The sequence below is a fragment of the Gemmatimonadota bacterium genome, assembly GCA_041390125.1.
In the GTDB taxonomy this organism is placed as follows: domain Bacteria; phylum Gemmatimonadota; class Gemmatimonadetes; order Longimicrobiales; family Gaopeijiaceae; genus JAGQIF01.
Genome location: JAWKQN010000003.1, coordinates 111,089 through 133,657, shown reverse-complemented (window position 1 = coordinate 133,657; position 22,569 = coordinate 111,089). Strand labels below are relative to the sequence as shown.

Sequence of the window (22,569 nt, the reverse complement as noted above, 5' to 3'; positions counted from 1 at the left end):
CTCAGACCCCGGCGGCCCGCAGCCCCGCCGCCCGCGGCGTGATCCAGCCGTCCTGGAGCTGGATGAGCCGCTTGCCGACCTCGGCGACCCGCGGGTCGTGGGTGACCTGGACAATGGTCGTGCCCTCGCGGTTCAGCTCCGCCAGGAGCGCCATGATCTCGTCCCCCTGGCTCGAGTGCAGGCTCCCCGTGGGCTCGTCCGCCAGGAGCAGCGAGGGTCGGGAGATCACCGCCCGCGCCACGGCCACCAGCTGCTGCTGCCCGCCCGAGAGCTGATTGGGGAACAGATCCTTCTTGGCGACGATGTTGAAGCGGTCCAGCACCTCCGCGACCCGTGCCTCCCGCTCGGAGCGGCGCACGTCGCGATAGGTCAGGGGGACCTCGATGTTCTCGTACACGGTGAGATCGTCGAGCAGGTGGAATCGTTGGAAGACGAACCCCACGTGCTCCTTGTTGAGCGCCGCCCGCTGCTTCCCCTTGAGGGTCCGCAGGTCCCGACCATGGAAGCGGTACTCGCCGTCGTACTCGCTGTCCATCATGCCCAGGATGGACAGCAGCGTGGACTTCCCGGCCCCCGAGGGGCCCATGATCGTGAGGAAGTCACCCGGCTCGATGTCGAGATCGACGTTGCGGAGCACCCAGGTGCGTCCGCCCTGGTAGGGATACCATTTCTCGACACCGCGAAGCTGGATCATCGGTCCTTCCGGATCGGGTGGTTCGGATGCGTGTCCCGCGCTGGATTGTCGTGGACCCCGGAACCGGACGGCGGATCCCGCTCCCGGCGACCGCGATCGCCTGGGATCCGGACGGGGCCGGTCCGCCACGCGGGCGTCCGACAGAGTAGCGCGTCAGGGCCTCGAACGAGACCCGGGATTCGTCGGCGTCGCCGTGTCGGCACCCCGGAGGACCTCCTCCGGGGGACTCGGCGGGCAGCACGCCCACGACCGCGTGGGCCGTCATCCTCGTCGTCGCCTCCCAACCACGAGCGTGCTGTTCCCGCCGAATCGGTGCTTCGGTCCCGCGCCGCCACGATCGCCGGAGTGGGCTCCGCGACCGGGCGGTCCGGAGCGAGGGTCGTCGTCGTGCGACGACCCTCGCGCTCCGGCCCGCGGATCAGGCCTGGATCTCGTACCCGCTTTCGCGCAGCTCGCGCACGGCCCGCTCCGGCCGCTCGATGTCCTCGACGATCTGGCCGTCGAAGAGGTGGATGGAGCGCGCCGCGTACTCGGCATACCGCGGGTCGTGGGTCACCATGCAGATCGTCGACCCCTCGTCGTGCAGCGAGCGCAGCAGGTCCATCACCGCCTCGCCGTTCTTGGAGTCCAGGTTCCCGGTCGGCTCGTCCGCCAGCAGGATGAGCGGGCTGCCCACCACCGCGCGGGCCACGGCCACACGCTGCTGCTGACCGCCGGAGAGCTGCACCGGGTAGTGGGTCTGGCGATGCGTCATCCCCACCCGCTCCAGCGCGTGCAGCGTGCGCTCCTTACGCTCGGACGCGGACATGCCGCCCCGATACGTGAGCGGCAGCTCGACGTTCTCGTACACGTTGAGATCGCCGATCAGGTTGAAGGCCTGGAAGATGAACCCGATGTGGCGGTTGCGGATCCGCGCCCGGGTGGAGCTGTCGAGCTCCGCCACGGAATTGCCGTCCAACCGGTAGATGCCGGACGTGGGCGTGTCCAGCAGACCCAGGATGGAGAGCAGGGTCGACTTTCCGCACCCGGACGGTCCGGCGATCGACACGAACTCGCCCTCGCGGATGTCCAGGTGGATGTCGGAGAGCGCGTGGGTCTCCACCTCCTCGGTGAAGTACACCTTCCGCACACCCTCAAGCTCGATCAGCGTCTTCTGTCCATTCTCGGTCATGGTCTCTCTCAGCGAATGCGGATCCGATCGGCGTCCTGCCACCGCGGCAGGTCCGACAACACCACCCGGTCTCCCTCCCTCAACCCTTCGACGATCTCAATGCGATTAACGCTGCTTTGACCCAGCCGGACGGTGACCCGCTCGGCCTCATCACTGCCCTCCACCATCCGGAACAGACTGACCGTCCCGTTGGCCTGCCCGTAGGCCGGGCGCTCCATGTGGAGCACGTCGTCCAGACGCTCGATCTCGATCGTGCCGTCCACGCTCAGGTCGGATCGGGCGCCCGGCGGGAGGTCCCCTTCGAGCCGGACCTCCACCATCACGGTCCCGTTCTGCACGTTCGGATCGATCCGGCGCACCGAACCGGCCACCGAGTCGGTCCGGGTGTCGATGATCGCGGCCTGCCCGATCTGGACGTCGCGCGCCTGGGTCTCGGGCACCCGCAGCTCGGCCTTCAGCTTGCCCGGTTGGGCGACCCGGGCCAGCTGGGTCCCGGGCTGGACCCACTGCCCCACCTCCAACGACAGGTCCTGGAGCACGCCGCCGGAGCCGGCCCGCACCTCCATCGACGCCACCCGTCGCCGCTGGTAGTCGCGGATGGCCGCGAGACGGGCGACCTGGTCGCGCTGCACCGAGAGCTGATTCTCCACGGTGCGCTCGAGCAGCTCCAACTCCCCCTGCTGGGTCTCCACCTGGATGGCCAGCGCGTCGGCGCTCTCCACCTGGCGTTGCGCCTCGTTGGGGGAGATCAGCTCCTTCGCCAGGAGCTCCTGGGCCACCTCCGCCTCACGACGCGCGTTCTGGGCGGCCGCACGGCTCTGGGCCACCTGGCTCCGCCGCTGCAGGGTCTGCATGCCCAGATCGCGCTCGAGCTGCACCAGGCTGGCCCGGGCCGCGGTGAGCTGGTTCTCGCCCTGCAGGGCCTCCAGCTCCACGTCCGGATTGCTCATCACCAGCAGCAGCGTCGTGTCCGTCACGGTCTCTCCGGGATCGACGAGCACACGATCCACCCGTCCGCCCGTCAGCGCCGAGACGTATACGACCTCTTCGGGAACCAATGTCCCGGGGCCGCGCACCTCGCGCACGAAGGAGCCGCGCTCCACCGTCCCGAACAGCAACGAGCTCTCGTCCACCGCCGGCAGGGCGGGATCGAGCAGCATCGTGGACGCCAGCAGGGCCACGACGACCGCGATGCCTCCGCCGATCATCAAGCGCTTGCGCGACTTCTGCGGAGAGCGCCGCACATCCATGCCCGTGATGGACGGTCGCTCCTTCTTGGGCTCGTCGCTCGCGATGGAGAGGCGTTCCCGGTCCTTGCGCTCGGGCTGCGTCATCGGGGCTCTCCGGCGAGTTCGAGCCGCGTCCCGACGGCCTGTTCCAGGACGGCGCGCGCGGCGTGGTAGTCGTAGACGGCACCGAGGTGGCTCTGCTCCGCGGTGGCGAACTGCTCCTGGGCCTGCAAGAGCTCCAGGAAGCTGCTCGCCCCCAGGCGGTAGCGCTCCTGTGCGCCCTCCAGGTTCTGCTCCGCGAGATCCCGGGCGCGTTCCTCGATTCCCACCACGCGGTAGGCCGTGCGCAGGTCGTCGAGGGCCTGCGTGACGGCCGTCTGCAGACGCAGCTCTTCGGCGCGGCGCGCCTCACGGGCATCGTCCGCGGCGTTGCGCGCACGCTCGACCTGGAGCTTGCGCGTGAACGGATCGAAGAGCGGCAGCGAGACCTGCACCCTCATCGAGAACGGGTCTGGATCCCAGGAGAACGGGAACACCTTGTTGTTGTCGAGCAGGGCCGCCTGGTCCGCCGGCGTGAGCTGGAAGGACGCGCAGTTCCTGGGATAGCCGGACAGCGGCGAGGACAGCCCGGCCGAGATGGAATTCAGCAGCTCGCAGTCCGCACGCGCGGAGGCGAGACCCTGCTGCGCCTGTGTGATGAGGTACGATTCGTTGCCGGCCTCCCGAGCGAAGCCGGACCAGTTGGCCTGCATGCTGAGCTGGGGGAAGTATTGGCTGCGCTGCGTCCAGATGTCCGCATCCCGCGCCTTCTCGGCCTCCTGGAGCGCCCGCAGGGACGGATGTCCGCCGAGCGCGCGCGCCGTGAGGTCCTCGCCTTCCCACACCGGCTCCACCACGCCCCGTTCCTCGACCAGCGCGATCGGGCCGGCGTCCTGGAGGCCGATCTGCTCGAGCAGACGCGAGGTCTCGGCCCGGAGCGCGTTCTCCGCGCGCAAGAGCGCGACCTGCGCCCGCGATTGGTCGATGTCCGCTTGCTGGCGATCGAGAGGAGAGGCCGCGCCGGCGGAGACCCGCGCCACGGCCAGATCCATGTTCTCGGTGGCTCGGTCCAGGGAGCGTTGTGCGGCCCCGACGCTGGCCCGCGCCCGCAAGGCAGCCAGGTACTGCGCGGTCACGTTCGACTGGAGATCGAACTCGGCGGCCTCCACGCGCGCTTCTGTGGCTCGGGCGTCCGCGCGCGCCGAACCGACGCGGGCAAAGGTGGCCGCGCTCAGGTTGTAGGAGAGCGTGAAGCCGTAGTCGGAGGACAGGTAGTCCGTGGTGGTGCCCGCGCCGATGTCGGCGCTCGTGAAGAGGCCGAAGCGTTGGCGCCCTTCGGCCTGGTAGCTGGCGCTCGTCGTGACCGAAGCAGACGGGAGGAACGACGCCCAGGCGTTGCGGACCTGCCAGGTCGACTCGCTCTCGTCGTTGGCCACCTGCCGGAAGACCGGGCTCTGGGCCCGGGCGATCCGCAGCGCGTCGTCCAGCGTCAGGGTCCGGACCTCGCCGCTCTGGCCTTCGCCTCCCGACGCGTCCCGCTGCTGGGCGGCCAGCCCGGGCGCGGCCAGCATCCACGCCAGGCCAACGCCCAGCATCCGATGTCGCGTTCGTCGATGGATCACGTCATCCCCACTCCGCAGCGTTCGGTTCGGACCTGTCCGCGACCGGTTCGGACCTGCCCACATGACGGATACGGATGATGGAAAGGTTCATGCCCTCGCGGCCTGAACGTCCAAGCTATTGCACGGCATATACTTGAAGCCCATCGCCCCTCGGCGGGCCAGGGGGTCGGGGTGTCCGCTTCCGGGACGGGTCGTCCCGCGAACGGACGGCGGGGGGCCGCGGAGGACCGGGAGGCTCGAGACATCGGCGGCCGGGCGAGCCCCGTCGCGCGGGGTGCTCGTGACATCTTGCGCCGGCCGCGTCGGCGTGGGAGGCTGCGACTCCGGATCGTCTCCGTGCCCTGCTGCTCGACCACGCCCATGAACCTGGTCTCGCCCATGAACCCGGTCGCGCCCATGAACCCGGTCTCGCCCATGAACGCCGTCTCCGCCGTCGTCACGACCCCGCGCATCGTCCTCGCCCTCCTGGTCGGATCGATCCTGAGCGCGGCACCGATCCTCCCGCTGGCCGGTCAGGCGCGTCCCGCCGCGGCCGCCCGCACCGTGGACGCGCGCCTGCTCTCCGGGCTGGAGTGGCGCAACATCGGCCCCGCGGTCGCGTCCGGACGGATCGCCGATGTCGCCATCGACCCCACGGACCGGTCGGTCTGGTACGTGGCGGCCTCCTCCGGTGGCGTCTGGAAGACCACGAACGCCGGTACCACCTGGTCGCCGATCTTCGACGACTACGGATCCTATTCGATCGGCGCGATCGCGCTCGATCCCCGGCGACACCTGACGTTGTGGGTCGGCACCGGAGAGAACAACGCGCAACGCTCGGTGGGCTACGGCGACGGCGTGTACAAGTCGATCGACGGCGGGCGGAGCTTCACGAGGGTCGGCCTGGAGACCTCCGAGCACATCGGCATGATCGCCATCCACCCCGAAGACACCGACGTGGTGTACGTCGCGGCCCAGGGTCCGCTCTGGTCGTCGGGTGGAGAGCGGGGTCTCTACCGCACCATGGACGGTGGGGACAGCTGGGAGCGCGTTCTCGATGTCGACGAGGATACGGGCATCCACGAGGTCTACTTCGATCCGCGCGATCCCGAGGTCCTGTACGCGGTGGCGTGGCAGCGGCGTCGTCACCAATGGACGATGATCGACGGCGGACCGGGCTCGGGCATCTACAAGTCCACGGACGGCGGAGACACCTGGCGCGCCATCAACCGCGGCCTGCCGTCCGGCGACAAGGGCCGGATCGGGATGGCCGTCTCGCCCCAGAACCCCGACGTGCTCTACGCCATCGTGGAGGCGAGCGGGGAGGACGGGGGCACATTCCGGTCCGAGGACATGGGGGAGCACTGGCAGCGGACGTCCCGCTACCAGTCGGGCGCTGCCATGTACTACCACGAGCTGTATGCCGACCCCCACCGGTTCGACCGCATCTACGCGCTCGACACCTTCGTGGAGATGTCGGATGACGGCGGCCGGACCTGGGAGCGACTCCCGACAGAGGACGTGCACGTCGACTTCCACTCACTGAATTTCGACCCGGACGATGCCGAGCACCTGATCATCGGCAACGATGGCGGTCTGTACGAGACGTTCGACGGCGGTGCGAACTGGCGCTTCTTCGACAACCTGCCGATCACGCAGTTCTACAAGGTCGCCACCTCCAACGACGAGCCTTTCTACTACGTCTACGGTGGCACGCAGGACAACAACACGCTGGGGGGCCCCTCCCGCACCACCGTGGCCGGGGGGATCCGCAACTCGGACTGGTACGTGACGCTCGGGGGCGACGGGTTCGATCCCGTGGTGGATCCGGAGAACCCCGACATCATCTATTCCCAGCTGCAGCACGGTACGCTGTCCCGCCTGGACCGACGCTCCAAGGAGCGTCTGGACATCCAACCCCAGGAGAGCGCGGACGGACCGCCATTGCGGTGGTACTGGGACGCACCGATCCTGATCTCGCCCCACGACAATGAACGCCTGTACTTCGGCGCGCAGATCCTCTTCCGCTCGGACGACATGGGGTCGACGTGGCGTCCCATCAGTGAGGACCTCACGCGGGACCTCGACCGCAACCAGCTCGAGGTCATGGGACGCGTCTGGAGCGTGGACGCGGTCGGGAAGAACCGGTCCACGTCGGTCTTCGGACACCTGGTGTCCCTGTCGGAGTCACCACTGGTCGAAGGCCTCCTCTACGCCGGCACCGATGACGGCCTCGTGCAGGTGACCGAGGACGGCGGGCAGACATGGCGTGCGGTGATGTCCTTCCCCGGCGTCCCCGACACGAGCTTCGTACACGATGTCGAGGCGTCGCTGCACGATCCCAATACCGTCTTCGCCGTCCTCAACAACTTCAAGCGCGGGGACTTCCGCCCGTACGTCCTGCGCTCGACCGACCGAGGCCGCACCTGGCGGTCCATCGTTGCGGATCTGCCGGAGAACGGTCCGGCGTTCTCGATCGTGCAGGATCCCATCGAGCCCGACCTGCTCTTCCTCGGCACGGAGTTCGGCGCCTTCACATCCGTGGACGGCGGTGCGTCCTGGGTGGAGCTGGACGCGGGACTCCCCACCATCCCCGTGCGCGAGCTGGAGATCCAACGGCGCGAGGGCGATCTCGTGGCCGCGACGTTCGGGCGCGGCTTCTACGTGCTCGACGACTACACCCCGCTCAGACAGTTGGCAGGCGGGGGCGCGGCCGACGTGCTGGCCGACCCCGCCCACATCTTCCCGGTCCGTACGGGCGACATGTACCTGGAGTGGAGCCCGGGCGGCGACTCGGGAGCCGACTTCTACCAGGCCGACAACCCGCCGTTCGGCGTCACCTTCACCTACTTCGTGCGCGACGCCCTGCGCACTCGGTCGGCGGTCCGACGCGCCGAGGAGCAGGCGGCGCAGCGGCGCGGCGAGGATACGCCGTACCCGACCTGGGAAGCGCTCGAGGCGGAGGATCGGGAGCCGGACCCGCAGGTGTTCCTGACCATCCGGGACGCGGAGGGCGCCATCGTGAACACCGTGCGTGGAAGCACCGCCTCGGGGATGCATCGCGCGACGTGGGACTACCGCTATCCCTCCTATGCCCCGGTCACCGCGGGCGGAGGAGGCGGAGGGTTCGGGGGCGGCTCCGCGGGCCCGATGGCCCTGCCGGGCCGGTATACGGTCTCGCTCTCCAGCCGGGTGGACGGAACGGTGCAGGAGCTGACCGCTCCTGTCCCCTTCGAGATCGCACCGATCGGTGAGGCGGCGATCCCGCTCCAGGACCGCGCGGCGGTCCTCGCGTTCCAGCAGGAGACCGGGGCCCTGCTGCGGGCCGTCACCGGCACCCAGCGCGCGACCGCCGACGCCCTCGATCGGGTGCGGACGCTGCAACGGGCACTCGATCGGGCCGCGGCCGCGCCGGAAGCGCTCCGTCAGGACGCGCGCGCCCTCGAGTTGCGCCTGCTCGACGTACAGGAGGCGCTCAACGGGGATCGGACCCGCGGCGCGCGCAGCGAGCCCACGATGCCGGGGATCGTGGGGCGGGTCAATCAGGTCGTGAGCGGCCACTGGCGGGGGCAGTGGGGACCCACGGCGACCCATCGGCAGCAGGTTCGTATCGCCGCGGATGCGTTCACGGATGTGCACAGGGAGGCGCAGCAGATCATCGAGACCGACCTGCCCGCGCTCGAGGCCCGCCTCGAGGCCGCAGGCGTCCCCTGGACCTCGGGGCGAGCGCTGCCGCGCTGGCCGCCGGGCTCGCCCTGAGCATCCGGAGATCGACGTCCGTGACCTCTTGCTGGAGGAGATCCACCTGCTCGCGGGACCGCGCAGGAGCGGGCAACCTCTTTCCCTCCCGTACGGTCCAAGCCACACCGTCCGCCATCCCTGGAGGTGTACCATGATCCGTCCCCGCACCGCGCTCCTCGCGCTCTCGATCCTCGGCCTCTCCTGGCTGCCCTTCGCGACGCGCGGGGTGAGCGCGCAGAGTGCTGCGGCCGACCCGGTGGACGTCGGCTCGCTCGACGCGATCATCGGCGCCCTGTACGACGTCATCTCGGGCCCCGCCGGTCAGACGCGCGATTGGGACCGGTTCCACTCGCTCTTCATCCCGGAGGGCGCGCGCTTGATTCCCACCGGCCGCGGTCCGAACGGCGTCGGACACCGCGTCTGGTCGCCGCAGGAATACGCGCAGGCGGCAGGTGCCAGCCTGGAGGAGCGCGGTTTCTACGAGGACGAGATCGGACGCACCACGGAGGCGTTCGGCAACATCGTCCATGTGTTCAGCGCGTATCAGTCGAAGAACCGACCCGACGACGCGGAGCCCTTCCAGCGTGGAATCAACTCCATCCAGCTGTTGAACGACGGGGCGCGTTACTGGATCGTCTCGATCTTCTGGGACGCCGAGCGTCCCGAGAACCGGATCCCCGATCGATATCTGACGCCGCCCGGTCGCTGACCGGCGGCGTCTCGTTCGGCCCGCCGGACGCCCTACATCTCCGACGCCGCACCGGCCAGGGTGATCCTTCCTGGCCGGTGCGCGGCTTCACGGCACGGATCCCCGTCCGCGTTCGGGAAGCCGGTCCGGCCGAAGCGCGCACCGCGCGGTGGCGACCCTCCCCGCGACGGACGGACCATCTCTCGTCGGCACCCTTCCCCCCCGCCCCTCGACGTCTCCACCCATCGCCTCCGACCCCCACGCCGCGCGATCCAGGCCCGCGACGTGTGACGTGCCCGCACCGGGCGGACGGACGGCGGCGGGGGTGGGAGCGTCCATGGATCGCCATCGGCGTGCGCGGCCGATTGATCCATGGCAACAGATCAATCGCCCGCACATCGTTTTCTACATATAGGCGTCGACCCGCCAGGAGCGGCGTGGGGGACGGTGCACCCCAGGCGCCGATTCGCGCGGGAGGGAGATGCGCCCGCGCGAGGGGGGAGGTGCGCCCGCGCGAGGGCGGAAAGATGCGCAAACGCGAGGGAGGGGATGCGCGTGACGGAAGGAAGCGTGGTACCCGGTGACGTGCGGTCTGCGTTGGACCTGTTCCAGGAGCCCGACCCGAGACCGGACGACGCCGGGGACGAGGAGGCGCGTCGGCTCCACGCGGCGCTGGAGTTCCAGCGGGCGCTGGAGCCGTCCTCGACCCCACGACGGGGGCGCCCATCGGCGGTCCAACGTCCCTCCCTCCGTTCCCCGCCGTGCGCGCGGGCGACGTCCCGGCGAGTGGCCGAGCGCGTGGCCGAGGGGCTCGATCCATCACTCCCCATGCATCTCCATGCCCAGGTCAGGGAGCTGGTGCGTCGCGAGATCGCGATCGGGACGTGTCGGCCGGGCGCGCCCCTCCCGCCGATCCGTCTCCTGGCTTCGGTGGCCTGTGTCCACTTCCACACGGTCCGGCGGGCGTACCTCGACCTCGAGGCCGAGGGCCTGGTCCGGCTTCGGCGGAGGGTGGGCACCGTCGTGCTGGAGCGGCCTCGGATCCCGTCCCCGCTCCACCCGGCGCTGCTCCTCACCGGACGTCGTTCCCCGGACGTGGCCGCGCAGGCGCCCCTCTTCGTCCTGACCGGAGGCGACGCGGATGGGCCTCACCTCGTCGAACAGGTGGGGATCCAGATGGGTCGGGTGGCCGTGGGGTGGCCCTGGGGCGTCGCGGGGGAGCCGCCGCCGGGGACGCTGGTGGTCAGTCGACGCCTCAGCTCCGCGGTCCGGCGCGCATGGCCGTGGCGCTCCCACGATCTGTGGTGCGTCGACATCGTCGTCGATGACGCGACGCTGGATGACGTCAGGTCGGCGCTCCGGCAGACCGGCGCGGACAGCGTGCGGATCCTCGCCGCGGAGTGGGCCGCCGGAGCCCGGTGGGCGCTGGAGCTCGTTTCGCAGGGGATCGTGGCAGCCGATGCGTGTCGGGTCGAAGTGCGCGCACGGTCCGCCAGATCGAGGGGTCCTCTTGCGACCCAGCCCGGCGAGATCCTTCTCGTCGCACCGGAGCATCGGCCTTTGGAGCCGCCCGCCGGCATGCAGGGTCCCGGAGTCGTGCTGGCACGGAGGCGCGTGATCTGCGGCCGGGGAACGCCACCCCCGTGCGGCCCGTGAGGTGAGACGGGGCCCCCGTGATCCACGGGGGCGTGACCGTCGGCGGTCGAGAGGTGGCCCCGATCGCTATGAACGCGTGGTCCCGATCAGCGTCTGGCCACGTTCGGCTCCTGGCCACGTTCGTCTCCTGGCCACGTTCGGCTCCTGGCCACGTTCGGCTCCTGGCCACGTTCGGCTCCTGGTCCCGCTCGGCAATGGGTCCCGCTCGGCTTCTGGTCCCGCTCGGCTACTGCGGGGTGGCCGGGGTGGACGCGGGTCCTGCCCAGGGGATCTGGAGCCCGATCCCCCATCCTCCGTCCGCCAGCGAGCGCAGGATCGGAGTGCCCCGCACGAACGGGTCGTGGTCGTCCAACACGGAGCGGGCGGACAGATACCCGACCACGGACCCGAGCAGCACGTCCGACGTCCAGTGCCGGTCGTCGTAGATGCGCGACAGGCCGGTCAACGCGGCGGAGGAGAAGAGGAGCGGGCGCCACACCTCCGCGCCCCAGACGTGGTGGCGCTGGAGCTCGGAGGAGAGCGCCGTGGCGATCGCGAAAGCCTGCGCGGTGTGGCCGGATGGGAAGGCGCGATAGTGCGGATCGGACAGGCCTCGCCCCAGCCCGTAGCTCCACTGGCCGTCTTCCCGTTCCGTCGGACGCTCGCGCCCGGCCAACGTCTTGCCGAGGTAGGTCACGGCCGCTGCGGTCACGACGGCCTTCATCGTGTGGTGGGTCACGTCGGTCAGGGTCTCCTGTCCGAGCACCCGACCGGCCGCATAGACGCCCGCGCCGACGATCGGGACGGCGACGCTACCGAAGCGCTCGAACGTTCCTGCCGTGCCCTGGAGCAACTCGCTCTGCCGCCCCGCCCCCTGGACCCACTCGCGGATCTCCTCATCCGCGGGCATGACCACGAATGCCGCCAGCGCGACCAGTCCGGCCCCACCCAGGGCCGGGACGCCCAGCCGCGAGGGGAGGATCAGGGTGTCGGCGGGCGAGCTGAACTGGGCTCCCAGCGGGGCAGCGACGGCCATCGAGCACACGAGGCCCACCAGAGCCGGGCGCAGGAGCGCGCTGGCCGGGCGCGAGAATCGTCCGGTCGCGACGATCGGCAACCTGTGCGTCCTTTCGATCAGGGGGACCACCACCCCGAGAGGCGGCGGGAGCCGGCGCACCGGCGCGGACCGGGGGGACGGCGGACGCCACAGCGATGGCGATCCGGATCGACGCCCCATCCTCGAGCGGCGGCAATAGTGGGGCCACGGCCCGACGCGACGCCAGTGTTTCGCGGACACCCCAACGGCGCCGGCGGATACCCGGCTCGATATCACGCGATCGACGCCGCCCCGTTCGGGCGTCCGGTCGGCCCGACCGGACGCCGGTGTTCTCGGACACCCCAACGCGACCGACAGCGCTCCGTCCGTGCCGGCCGGTCGGCCCGGCGAGCCGGCAGGGTCGACCCGAGCGGAGAGGCCGGTGGCCGTTCCGGTCCTGCGATCGCGCCATGGACCTGGACTGGACGTCGCGGGTCCAATCCCGCATGATTATTGCACCAAGACAGTAACGTAATTGTAACGAAACCCGTCTTGGCCCTTCCGTCCGAGGGGGAGGTGGTGTATGGCGCGCAACCGATGGCTCTCCCTGCTGGCCCTGCTGGTCCTTCCTTCGTGCGCCTACCGCCCGAGCAGTCCATTCGACGCTGGGGCGCCGGGCCCCGAGGACGGTCGCCTCGCGGTGATGGTCAAGAACTGGGACTTCGCCGACGTCGGCCTCGAGATCGGCAGCCCGGCGCCCGACGCACCCGATGTCGTGGAGGGGCTCAGCACGGCGCTCCTCTCCACCCAGCGGCCGTCCGGCGGAAGCTTGCGCCTCCGGATCCTCTTCGCCAATGCCGACGGCCCGAGGACCCTCACCGAGTTCGTGGCCGTCTCGCCGGGGGAGCGGCTGGAGCTGACGATCCACGACTCCTCGGACCGGTTCGAGCCGGGCTTCCGGCCTTACTCCATCCGGACCTGGTAGGGGCATCGGTGTAGTCATCCGCGCGCGCGGCCCCCGGCCACGTGCGCCACCCTCGATGGAGAAGAGGGCATGAGGGCCCCTGTGACAGCCGTCCGGATCGCGCTGCTGACGGCCGCAACCGCGACCGCGGCGGCCGCGCAAGCCGTCCCGGCTCTCCCCGACGTGGCCGAGGTCGTCCGTCACCTGGACGACCTCTACCAGGCCACCTCGAGCCACGCGGTGATGCGGATGACGGTCGTGCGCGAGCGCGGCACCCGCGAGCTCACCCTGGAAGCCTGGTCCCGCGGCGACGACGAGGCCCTCATCGTGATCCGTGAGCCCGCACGGGAGGCGGGCACCGCGACGTTGCGCACGGAGGAAGGGCTCTGGAACTACGCTCCGCGCGCGGACCGGCTCATCCGCATCCCGTCCGGGCTGCTCTCCGAGAGCTGGATGGGAAGCCACTTCACCAACGACGACCTCCTCCGCGAGACCAGCTACCTGGACGACCACCGGGCCTCGCTGTCGTGGGCGGAGGAGCCCGGTCGTCGCCTGATCCGCCTCGATCTGGTTCCCGATCCCGACCTGCCGGTCGTCTACACCCGCCTGGTGTTCTTCCTCGACCCGTCCGGCTGGATCCCCGTCCGCGGTGAGTATCACGACGGCGACGAGCTCGTTCGCACGATGATCTTCACGGATGTCGCCCGCATCGCAGGGCGGCCCATCCCGCTCCGCCTGGTGCTCCAGCCCGCGGACCGGCCCGAGGAACGCACGGAAGTGCTGTATGAGGTCCTCGAGCTCGACGTGGACGTCGAACAGGACCTCTTCACCCGACGCGGCCTGCGCCGGATCGCGAGCGATTGACGTGATCGCCGCGAAGCTCGGCATCCGCAACCTGGCCCGGAACCGCTGGCGGAGCGGGCTGACGCTGGCGGCGATCGCCGTTGCGGTGGCGTTGATGGTGTGGACCCTCGCCTTCTATGAAGGGTGGCTCCAGCAGATGGTGCAGGGCGCCACCGCGGTCGAGGCAGCCCAGATCCAGATCCATACCGCGGCCTACGCCGACCGGCCCCGGGTCTACCGCACCTTTCCGGTCGACTCCGAGCTCCTGAGGCGACTCGAGGGGGTGGCCGACGTGGTCGCCGTCTCCCCGCGCATCGAGGCCAACGGGCTCGTCGGAAACGAGCACCGCTCGCAGGTGGCGCAGGTGCATGGCGTGGATCCGGAACGCGAGGCCCGGACCACACCCATCCGCCGGGCGGTGACGGCCGGGCACTGGCTGAGCATCGCGCCCGCACCGGATCCCGGACCGCGGGAGGCCGTGCTGGGCGAGGCGCTCGCCCGTCAGCTCGGGGTCGGCGTGGGTGCCGAGCTCGTGCTCTTCCTGGAGGCGGCCGACGGTTCGCTGGGGAACGAGCTCCTGCGCGTGACGGGCATCGTCCGGACGGGCAACACGAAGGTCGACCGATCGAGCGTGTACCTGCACCGCTCCGACGCGGAGCGCTTGACGGCCCTGTCCGGCGAGGTCCACGAGATCGCCGTCCGCACGCGCGACCTCTCCCAGGCCCGTTCCACCGCTCAGACCGTAGCGGCCGCCATCGGCGCGCTCGATCGCCTCCCGGCCGACGCAGCCGCCGCCCGCGACGACCGCCTGGTCGCCCGGCCGTGGCAGGAGATCCTGCCGGCGGTCGACCAGATGGTGGTGTTGTTCCGCCGCTCCTACTGGTTCATGTACCTCCTGATCTATCTCGTGGCCGGTGTCGGGATCCTGAACACGCAACGCATGAGCGCCCTGGAGCGCCGACGCGAGTTCGGCGTCATGATGGCGATCGGCATGCGGCCGCGCCGCATGTTCCGCACGCTGCAGATCGAGACGGCTGTGCTCGGATCCACAGGTGCGCTGATCGGCGCCGCGGCGGGTGGCGGGCTGGCGTGGTACCATGCCCGCGCCGGCCTGAACATGGCGCTGTTCACCGACCAGACCGCGTTCTCCTTCATGGGCGTGTCCTTCTCGGACCGGCTCTACTTCGTGCTCGAGCCGATGGCGTTGGTCGAGCCCGTCGCCGTCATGATGATCTTCGCGTTCCTGTGCGGCCTGTGGCCGGCCTGGCGCGCCGCGCGCATCGACCCCGTGCCCACCCTGTCGGGGCGCGCATGATCTGGCGCATGGCCTGGCGCAATCTGTGGCGCCACCGCGGGCGCACCTTCATCATGGGCTCCGCGATCGCGCTCACGTACGCGTTGATGCTCGTGGGCATGAGCATCAACGACGACGGGCATCGCCGCATGCTGGAGGAAGCGGCGCAGGCGGCAGGAGGGCAGGTCCTCGTCCATGCACAGGGCTACTGGGATACCCGCGCCAGCGACGTCGCGCTGCGCGACGCCCCTTCCCTGCAGGAGCGGATCCGTGCCGTTGGGGGCGTACGCACCGTCCTTCCACGCATCCTCCTGACGGGGCTCGCCTCGACGTCCTCCGGCACGCTTCCTGTGCAGCTGTCGGGGGTGGATCCTGCCGCCGAGGCCGCGTTGTCCGATCCGGCCGCAGACCTGGTGGATGGAACGTTCCTGACCGGCGGCGAACGCGACCCGATCGTGCTCGGGGCCGCAGCCGTCGCCGAGCTGGAGCTCGAGCTCGGTGACCGCGTCGTGCTGACGACGACCGACGTCGAGGGCGAGGTGACCCGTGCGCTCTTCCATCTCAGCGGGATCGTCGAGACCGGGGTACGCGAGATCGACGAAGGCGTCGCGTGGACCAACCTGCAGGCCGCGCGCGACGTGGCGGTCATGGACGCGATGCTCACGCAGATCGGCGTGCTCGGCGCGCCGGACGCCGATGCGTCCGCCCTGGCCGCTGCCGTGCGCACGGCCCTCGCCGATCGCGCTCCGGACATCGAGGTGCTCTCCTGGCAGGAGGCCGTCCCCGAGATGGTGGGGTTCACCGAGCTGGACGACGCGTTCGGATACGTGTACCTGGGCGTCATCCTGCTGGTGGTCCTCTTCTCGATCGCCAACACCTTCCTGATGGCCGTGTTGGAGCGCGTGCGCGAGCTGGGCCTGCTCTCCGCGCTGGGCCTGCGCGGGCCCCGCGTGGCCGGCCTCCTGCTGGCCGAGACCGTCCTGCTGACCGTGCTCGGCGTCGGGGTGGGCTTCGCACTCGGCTTCGGCGCGCACCTGGCCGCAGCCCGGTGGGGCATCCCGCTCTCCGCCTGGGGGATCGAGGAGATCGAGATCTCCGGCATCAACCTGGAGGACATGGTGATGTACAGCGAGATCCGGCCGCGGAAGTGGGCGGCCGGCACGGCGCTGGTGATCCTGGCCACGCTGGGCAGCGCCCTCTATCCCGCCTGGAAGGCCACGCGGCTCGCCCCCGCCGAAGCGATGCGGTTCTTCGAATGACAGCGTCTGCGCCCCAGATCCAGGTGAGCGGAGTCACCCGTGTCTTCCGGCAGGGTGACGTCGAGGTCCACGCGCTGCGGGGCGTCGATCTCACCATCCAACCGGGGGAGTTCTGCGGGCTGGCGGGTCCTTCGGGCTCGGGCAAGACCACGCTCCTCAACCTGATCGGGGCGCTCGATCGCCCCACGTCGGGATGGGTATCCGTCTCCGGCCACCGGGTGACGGACATGGACCGGGGCACGGCCGCGGACTTCCGCCTCGATCACATCGGGTTCGTGTTCCAGGCCTACAATCTCGTCCCCGTGCTCACCGCCTACGAGAACGCGGAGTTCACCCTGCTCCTTCGCGGTGTGACGCCCGAAGCGCGCCGCGCGCGCGTGCTCCCGCTTCTCGAACGCGTGGGACTGGCCGCCGAGGCGGATCGGAAGCCGCATGAGCTCTCCGGCGGGCAACAACAGCGCGTGGCCGTGGTGCGGGCGCTGGCGACGCAGCCCGACGTCGTGCTGGCCGACGAGCCCACGGCCAACCTGGACTCGGAGACGTCGTCGGCGCTGCTCGACCTGATGGACGAGCTCAATCGCGAGCTCGGGACCACGTTCCTCTTCTCCAGTCACGATCCGGTGGTCATCGAGCGCGTGCGCCGGCTCGTGCGGCTCCGCGATGGTCGGGTGGACGCCGATGAAGCCCGGGTGACCCCGGCGCACGCCGGCGGCCGGTGACATGACGCGGGCCGGAGCCGTGGCTGCCTGCACGCTCGCGCTGCTCGCCACGTCCATCGCGGACACCTCCCCGCTCCCGGCCCAGACCGGCCGGGGGAGCGGCCCGGTGTGGAGCGGATACGTCCGTTCCCTGTCGGCGATCCAGGACCTCGGCTACACGCCTCCAGGCGCCGATCGACGCTCGGCCTTCAACGCCGAAGTGGTACGGCTGCGCTGGCAGCTCGCGTTCGGCGAGCACGTCGGGGTTGACGTCCACGACCGCCTGCAGCTCCAGATGTCGACCACGCCGGAGGCGTTCGGGAGCGGCGTCACGGGCTTCGGCGTGAGCGCCGTTCCCGGCCGAACCGTGGACCTCGAGACCACCTTCGTGGACGAGCCCGGCTTCCGGGTCTGGCACGACCTCGACCGCCTGGCCCTCCGCGTCCGCGCCGACGCCGTCGATCTCACGCTCGGCCGGCAGGCCATCACGTGGGGGATCTCCACGCTCTTTCCCATCGCCGACCTGTGGGCGCAGTTCAGCCCGTTCGAGCTCGACACGGAGGAGAAGCGCGGCGTCGACGCGGTCCGTGCGCTCCTGTATCCGAGGCCGGGCCTGGAGCTGGACGCCGTGGTGGCCGACCGGGGGTCGGTCGACGATCTCTCAGGTGGGATGCGCGCCACGCTCGAGCTGCCTACGGCCGACGTCTATGTCGCCGCAGGCAAGTTCTGGCGCGAGCTCATCGCGCTCGCGGGCGTCTCCTGGGTGCTCGACACGTGGAAGATCCGGGCCGAGGTGGCCACTCCGTACGCGCTGGACCGCGGGGGCTGGCGCGACCTGCGCGCCACCGTCGGCGCGGACCGCCTGGGTTCCACCTGGATCGCGTCCGTGGAGCTGCATCGAAACGGGCTGGGTACGTCGGAGACGGCGCGCTACGTGGAGCATCTGACCGCGCCGGAGTTTGCCCGCGGCGAGACGTATCTCCTGGGGCGGACGTACCTCGGTGGGACCGTGTCATGGCAGTCGGGGGACCGCGTCACGCTCGCCGCCGCGGGCCGCGCCAATCTCGACGACGCGAGCGTCTCCATCACTCCGTTCGCGAGCTACGACCTGGGTCAGAGCGCCCGCCTCTCGCTGGGTGCGCTGCTGACCCGGGGTCGTTCGCCGCGCTTCGCGGACTCCGCTCCCCCGCTGCTGCGCAGCGAATTCGGCACCTATGGTCAGCTCGTCTACACGGCGGTTGCGCTGTACTACTGAGCGGGCGGACCGGTCCACGCTGCCATTCGCCATCAGCGCAGCGCCGGCAGCTTCCAATCCCGCACCACCGCAGCGAGCCGCAGGATGACCGTGACGGCGATCCCGGCCACGACCGGTCCGGGCTCGGGCATCCCCACCGTGTGCAACAGCAGGAAGGTCCACGACCCCAGGAAGGCACACGTGGCGTAGAGCGTGGTGCCCGACCGGAAGAGGCTCGGGATCTCGTTCGAGACGATGTCGCCCAGCACCCCTCCGAACGTCCCGGTGATCACGCCGAGCAGGGAGGCCACGAACAGCGACGTGCCCTCGGCCAGCGCGAACCCCGCCCCCAGCGCGCTGAACAGACCCAATCCCAGCGCATCGGGCACGTAGAGCAGACGGAGCACCCGTCCCTCTTCGGGGAAGCGCACGATGGAGGCCACGACGGAGATGAGGAAGATCAGCACGGGATAGTGTGGATTCGCGATCCAGAAGAGCGGCGTGCGGTCCAGGAACAGGTCGCGGAGCGTGCCGCCTCCGAACGCGATGATGCACGACACGGAAAAGACGCCGACGAGGTCCATCCCCTTCTTGCGGGCCAACAGCACCCCATACAGGCCGGCCGAGAGCACGGCGAAGAGCTCGATCAGATCGAACATGGAGATGGAGGTCGTCAGCCCAGGGGGACCGCCGTACCGTCGCACGCGACGTGTGCACCCGGACGCACGCGGTAGATGTCACCCGGCGGACGCGTGCCGTCGGGTTGGGTGCCTACGACCCCCGGCCGCTCCGACGTGAAATACAACGTACCGTCGGGATGGAAGGCGGGTGCGAACTCCGCGAACGGCGAGTTGATCGCGGCGGGGAGCGCGAACGGCTCGCCCCACATTCCCTCCGCCGTACGGCAGCTCGCGTAGAGGTCGGGCTCTCCTCCCGGCCCCGGCAGCGAGAGGACGATCCAGGTACCGCTCGGGTGCAGCATGGGATTGGACGCCTCCTCCACCGTTCCGAAGCGCAGCGCCACCGGGGTCTCCCACCCTTCCGTTCCGCGGCGCGTGGCGTAGACCCGTCGGCGGCCGTCCCGCTCCGAGCGGAACACCACAGTGCCATCCCGGGCCTCCGAGACGAAGATGTCCGCCGAATCCGAGTTGAACGGTGCACCCGGGTCGATCGGATCGCTCCACCCCGTGGCGGTCCGCTCCACGTACCAGCTCGAGATCGATCCCGCGGGCGCGCCCGCGCGCGGCCGGTCCGACGAGAACCAGATCCGGTTGCCGTCGGGGCTCACGAACGGATCCACGTCCATGCCTGCGCTCGCGAACGGCACCGCCTCGGCCGACCCCCAGGTCGTATCGCTCCGCAACGATGCGAGCATCCGGTAGGCGCTCCGGTCTTCCGTCCCGCGGTTGAAGAACGCGGTGCGCCCGTCCGGCGTGAACGTGATCGCGAACTCAGGTGCCGCCGAGGAGACGACCCCCGGTGCGAAGAGCTCGACGGCCGCGAGATCGGTGCTGTCGGCCGGTGCCCCTGTGGGGAGCGTGTCTCCGGGACCGGAGGTCGCACCCGCGGGCGCGGGTTCGGCGAGGCCTGCGATCCCCAGCGCGACGGTCCCGCTGCGCACGTCGATCGCGACGGGGGTGCGTACGACCGCCCGATCGGACAGGCGGCGGATATCGGGGGCGAGCCCGGCGGGTCGCCGGAAGACGTCCGGACCCACCAGCTCGGAGGGACGGAACGTGGTCTCCACCAGGTCGAAACGCACGGTGTCGCCGGCGTTGGCGGGATCCAGATCGAGGACCACGGCCCCTCCCTCGGGCTCGCCCCAATGCTCCACGATCTGGAGCTCGGGACGCGCGCCGAGAGGGCGACCGTTGATGGCGACCGGGCGCGCACCCCCGTCGGGGAACGTGAAGCGCAGCGCCTCCGCGCCGAACGCGGACGCGACGCGCACGCGGAGCGGAGCGCCCGCCAGTGCCGAGGCACTGTCCGTCGCGACCGACAACCGTGGCGGCGCGGCCGCCACGCGCGGCGCGGGAGCGACCGCGAACGACATGCCGGCCGCCAGCGCCGCCACGGTCCGAACGGTATCGGGGGTCCCCGCCCGCTCCCGAGCCCAGGCCAGATCCGCCCGGTCGGCGGCGTCCGCCTCCAGCACGGCGGGATCGAGCGCCCACACGGCCGAGCCGTCCTCCCGGTCGAGCGCGTAGACCAGCGTGGACGGCAGCGGCCGTGTCTCGCCCGGGCGCGCGAGCGCGAGCCCGATACCCACGAAGACCGCCGTGACGATCAGACCGAGGACGCTCGCGCCCCACCCGTTGGGCTCGCGCGCGACATCGACGAGCGGGAGGAGCAACACGACGATGAGGGCCGCCAGACCGCCGACCAGGGCGGCCTGGCCCAGGCTGAGGGACAACCAGAGCAGCTCGGTCAGCGGCACCAGGAAGACGAGGACCGGCACCGCCAGGAGGAGCCAGAGCACCCAGCGTACGTGGCCGGGGCGCTGCGTGGGCTCGACCCCCAACGCCACCGCGGCCGCCAGCAGACCGCCCAGGGCCGGCCCCTGCAGGTTGGCCGCGCCCAGCGGCACCAGGAAGCCCATCACGGCGGCCGCGAGCAGCGGAAGGGTGAGCGCCCCCAGCGCGAGCGCGCCCAGCCGGAACCAGCGACGCGTGAGCAGCAGGGCGACGGTCGCCGAGGTGAAGGCGGCCGCGACCAGAGCGAGCACGTAGGGCCACTCCGCGTGCAGGAGGCTGCCGTGCAGCCGACCCGCTTCGGGATGCAGCCCGGTCACGGTGCGCAGCAGCAGCACCCCGGCGCCGGCGGACCCGGCCACGAGGCCGACCCCGACGAGGAGACCCACCACCATGCCGCCCACCCGCAGCCCGGCCGCCCGGCCCCGGACGATCAGCAGGATCCACCCCAACACCAGCACGACGCTCAGCACCCAGGACACCCATCCCGGATAGGTGAACACGCCGACGTACGGGATCGAAAAGTACGCGCGGTCCGGGGCCGTCACCGCGTCCAGGTCCGCATCCCCGAAATGGCGGAGCAGCGCGAGGGCCTGCACGCCGTGGTTCTGCACGGTGGCGCGGGAGAGGTTGGCGGGTGTGTCGTAGGCCTGATGATAGACGTGGGCGCGACCGATCGCCGCGAAGTTGAGCCCCTGGCGCCCGGCCTCCCGGAACGGCGTGAAATCGGTGTCGTTGGGGAGACGCCGATAGATCTCGACGCTCAAGGAGTTGGCGTGCGGATAGGGCGCGACCTCCGCGAACTGCTGCACCACCCAGCCGTTCTGCGCGCCCGTCTCGAACATGAGCGACGGCCCCCCGCCGCCGCGCATCTCGAAGGAGAGCACGAGCCGCACGTCGTCCATCCAGGAGTGCTGGTCCACGAAGGCCCGTGCGCCCACGAGTCCCAGCTCCTCCGCATCGGTGAGGAGCACGATCACGTCGTGACGGAGCTGGGGTCCGGTCCGCAGCGCGCGGATCGCCTCCAGGAGGGTCACCACTCCCGCACCGTCGTCCCCGGCCGCGAGCGCGACTTCGCGACCGTCGTAGTGCGCCGTGATCAACACGGCGCCACGTCCGGGCTCGCTCCCCGGGATCCGCGCCAGCACGTTGCGCACGGTCACCGCTCGGGCCACGGACCCGCGCCCGATCACCTGCGTGGTGGTCTGCACCTGCGGATCGAGCCCGTATCCCGCGAGCGTCGCGAGCAGGTGTTCGCGCACGCGGGCGTGCTCGGGGCTGCCGGGCGGATGGGGCGCGCGCGCGATGCGCTCCAGGTGGACCCAGGCGCGTTCGGCCGAGAAGAGCGAATCGGGCGCGTCGGCGGGGACGGGACGCGGGATGCCGCGCCACGAGCTGGAGAGCCAGGCCACCAGCAGCAGGAGGACCACCGTGAGCGGGCCCCGCCACCGGGTCGCCGGCGGCAGGGGCGGGCGCGCCGGGGGCACCGGTGCCGCCGCGGCCGGAGGCGCGGACGTCTTGGATCCGCCGGGAGTCGAGCCTCTACCCGTCGAGCCAGGGCTCGCCCGGTCCTTCTTCCGGCGACGGAAGAACCCGAACCGCCGCTTCGCGCCCGCATCCGGCGGCGCGGCCGCGCCGGAGGAAGGCCGGCCGGCGCCCGCCGCCGCATCCCGGGACGGGGGAGCGCTGCCCGGCGGCGGCGTGCCCGCGGGAGGAGCGCTGGACGACGGGGTCTTCCCCGGGCTCCGCGCAGGCGGTGCGGCCGGACCCGGTTCCTCGATCCGCGCGGGTGTGCCGGTCCGGGTGGGCGCAGCGTCCTCCGGCGGCTCACCCCGCTCCTCGCGCGCCAGCTCCTCCTCGAGCTCCTTCAGCTCCTCCGGGGAGATGCCCAGCTCCTCCCAGGAGGGGATATCCGGGATCCCGTCGTCCTTGCTCACGCGGGGAGCGCTCCTTCTCTCGCGGGCGCGCCCCC

At 70.9% G+C, this 22,569-nt stretch carries 16 protein-coding genes; 9 read left to right on the top strand and 7 right to left on the bottom strand.

The genetic code is table 11. The features are described from left to right. Position 1: 1 nt before the first annotated feature. The 4 genes from R3E98_02080 to R3E98_02065 all read right to left on the bottom strand — a co-directional run bounded on the left by R3E98_02080 (position 2) and on the right by R3E98_02065 (position 4,755). Complete coding sequence (locus tag R3E98_02080) at positions 2 to 694, bottom strand: ABC transporter ATP-binding protein (GenBank protein MEZ4422174.1); 693 nt, start codon at positions 692 to 694, stop codon at positions 2 to 4. Between the two features lie 418 nt (positions 695 to 1,112). Continuing rightward, entirely contained in the window at positions 1,113 to 1,865 is a 753-nt protein-coding gene (locus R3E98_02075) for an ABC transporter ATP-binding protein (protein ID MEZ4422173.1), read from the bottom strand. 8 nt (positions 1,866 to 1,873) lie between these two features. Beyond that, complete coding sequence (locus R3E98_02070; protein ID MEZ4422172.1) at positions 1,874 to 3,199, bottom strand: HlyD family efflux transporter periplasmic adaptor subunit; 1,326 nt, start codon at positions 3,197 to 3,199, stop codon at positions 1,874 to 1,876. After that, the gene (locus R3E98_02065; protein MEZ4422171.1) at positions 3,196 to 4,755 is read right to left on the bottom strand and encodes a TolC family protein; all 1,560 of its coding nucleotides are present in this window, start codon (positions 4,753 to 4,755) and stop codon (positions 3,196 to 3,198) included. The genes R3E98_02070 and R3E98_02065 overlap by 4 nt, the downstream gene beginning before the upstream one ends. A 336-nt stretch (positions 4,756 to 5,091) precedes the next feature. On the opposite strand from R3E98_02065, the gene R3E98_02060 reads away from it, so the two are divergent. From R3E98_02060 to R3E98_02050, 3 genes are all read left to right on the top strand, one after another. After that, a complete protein-coding gene (locus tag R3E98_02060) occupies positions 5,092 to 8,493 on the top strand; it encodes a glycosyl hydrolase (protein MEZ4422170.1) in 3,402 nt (1,133 codons plus the stop codon). Positions 8,494 to 8,626: 133 nt separating this feature from the next. After that, positions 8,627 to 9,184: a hypothetical protein gene (locus R3E98_02055; protein ID MEZ4422169.1), complete on the top strand. Its 558-nt coding sequence runs from the start codon at positions 8,627 to 8,629 to the stop codon at positions 9,182 to 9,184. Positions 9,185 to 9,718: 534 nt separating this feature from the next. Further along, the gene (locus R3E98_02050; GenBank protein MEZ4422168.1) at positions 9,719 to 10,819 is read left to right on the top strand and encodes a GntR family transcriptional regulator; all 1,101 of its coding nucleotides are present in this window, start codon (positions 9,719 to 9,721) and stop codon (positions 10,817 to 10,819) included. Positions 10,820 to 11,045: 226 nt separating this feature from the next. Here the strand turns inward: R3E98_02050 and R3E98_02045 are convergent, their stop codons facing one another. Beyond that, complete coding sequence (locus R3E98_02045) at positions 11,046 to 11,915, bottom strand: phosphatase PAP2 family protein (GenBank protein MEZ4422167.1); 870 nt, start codon at positions 11,913 to 11,915, stop codon at positions 11,046 to 11,048. A 502-nt stretch (positions 11,916 to 12,417) separates the two neighbouring features. Between R3E98_02045 and R3E98_02040 the strand changes: the two genes are divergently transcribed. The 6 genes from R3E98_02040 (at position 12,418) to R3E98_02015 (ending at position 18,147) form a co-directional block, all read left to right on the top strand. After that, on the top strand, positions 12,418 to 12,819 hold the full coding sequence (locus R3E98_02040; GenBank protein MEZ4422166.1) for a hypothetical protein: 402 nt from the start codon (positions 12,418 to 12,420) through the stop codon (positions 12,817 to 12,819). A 69-nt stretch (positions 12,820 to 12,888) separates the two neighbouring features. Further along, on the top strand, positions 12,889 to 13,662 hold the full coding sequence (locus R3E98_02035) for an outer membrane lipoprotein-sorting protein (GenBank protein MEZ4422165.1): 774 nt from the start codon (positions 12,889 to 12,891) through the stop codon (positions 13,660 to 13,662). Position 13,663: 1 nt separating this feature from the next. Next, a complete protein-coding gene (locus tag R3E98_02030) occupies positions 13,664 to 14,956 on the top strand; it encodes an FtsX-like permease family protein (GenBank protein ID MEZ4422164.1) in 1,293 nt (430 codons plus the stop codon). Next, a complete protein-coding gene (locus R3E98_02025) occupies positions 14,953 to 16,194 on the top strand; it encodes an FtsX-like permease family protein (GenBank protein MEZ4422163.1) in 1,242 nt (413 codons plus the stop codon). The genes R3E98_02030 and R3E98_02025 overlap by 4 nt, the downstream gene beginning before the upstream one ends. Next, positions 16,191 to 16,913: an ABC transporter ATP-binding protein gene (locus R3E98_02020; GenBank protein ID MEZ4422162.1), complete on the top strand. Its 723-nt coding sequence runs from the start codon at positions 16,191 to 16,193 to the stop codon at positions 16,911 to 16,913. The genes R3E98_02025 and R3E98_02020 overlap by 4 nt, the downstream gene beginning before the upstream one ends. 1 nt (position 16,914) lies before the next feature. Continuing rightward, positions 16,915 to 18,147 (top strand): hypothetical protein, encoded by a 1,233-nt coding sequence (locus tag R3E98_02015; GenBank protein MEZ4422161.1) that lies wholly within the window; start codon positions 16,915 to 16,917, stop codon positions 18,145 to 18,147. 32 nt (positions 18,148 to 18,179) lie between these two features. On the opposite strand, the gene R3E98_02010 is transcribed toward R3E98_02015, so the two are convergent. Further along, positions 18,180 to 18,785: a trimeric intracellular cation channel family protein gene (locus tag R3E98_02010; protein MEZ4422160.1), complete on the bottom strand. Its 606-nt coding sequence runs from the start codon at positions 18,783 to 18,785 to the stop codon at positions 18,180 to 18,182. Between the two features lie 14 nt (positions 18,786 to 18,799). Further along, complete coding sequence (locus tag R3E98_02005; protein ID MEZ4422159.1) at positions 18,800 to 22,534, bottom strand: M28 family peptidase; 3,735 nt, start codon at positions 22,532 to 22,534, stop codon at positions 18,800 to 18,802. Positions 22,535 to 22,569 lie beyond the last annotated feature (35 nt).

What these genes read in the sequence shown, in the direction of transcription:
- R3E98_02035 (MEZ4422165.1), top strand. Translation starts at nt 12,889, where the DNA reads ATGAGGGCCCCTGTGACAGCCGTCCGGATCGCGCTGCTGACGGCCGCA.
- R3E98_02075 (MEZ4422173.1), bottom strand. Translation starts at nt 1,865, where the DNA reads ATGACCGAGAATGGACAGAAGACGCTGATCGAGCTTGAGGGTGTGCGG.
- R3E98_02025 (MEZ4422163.1), top strand. Translation starts at nt 14,953, where the DNA reads ATGATCTGGCGCATGGCCTGGCGCAATCTGTGGCGCCACCGCGGGCGC.
- R3E98_02015 (MEZ4422161.1), top strand. Translation starts at nt 16,915, where the DNA reads ATGACGCGGGCCGGAGCCGTGGCTGCCTGCACGCTCGCGCTGCTCGCC.
- R3E98_02020 (MEZ4422162.1), top strand. Translation starts at nt 16,191, where the DNA reads ATGACAGCGTCTGCGCCCCAGATCCAGGTGAGCGGAGTCACCCGTGTC.
- R3E98_02055 (MEZ4422169.1), top strand. Translation starts at nt 8,627, where the DNA reads ATGATCCGTCCCCGCACCGCGCTCCTCGCGCTCTCGATCCTCGGCCTC.
- R3E98_02010 (MEZ4422160.1), bottom strand. Translation starts at nt 18,785, where the DNA reads ATGTTCGATCTGATCGAGCTCTTCGCCGTGCTCTCGGCCGGCCTGTAT.
- R3E98_02040 (MEZ4422166.1), top strand. Translation starts at nt 12,418, where the DNA reads ATGGCGCGCAACCGATGGCTCTCCCTGCTGGCCCTGCTGGTCCTTCCT.
- R3E98_02080 (MEZ4422174.1), bottom strand. Translation starts at nt 694, where the DNA reads ATGATCCAGCTTCGCGGTGTCGAGAAATGGTATCCCTACCAGGGCGGA.
- R3E98_02070 (MEZ4422172.1), bottom strand. Translation starts at nt 3,199, where the DNA reads ATGACGCAGCCCGAGCGCAAGGACCGGGAACGCCTCTCCATCGCGAGC.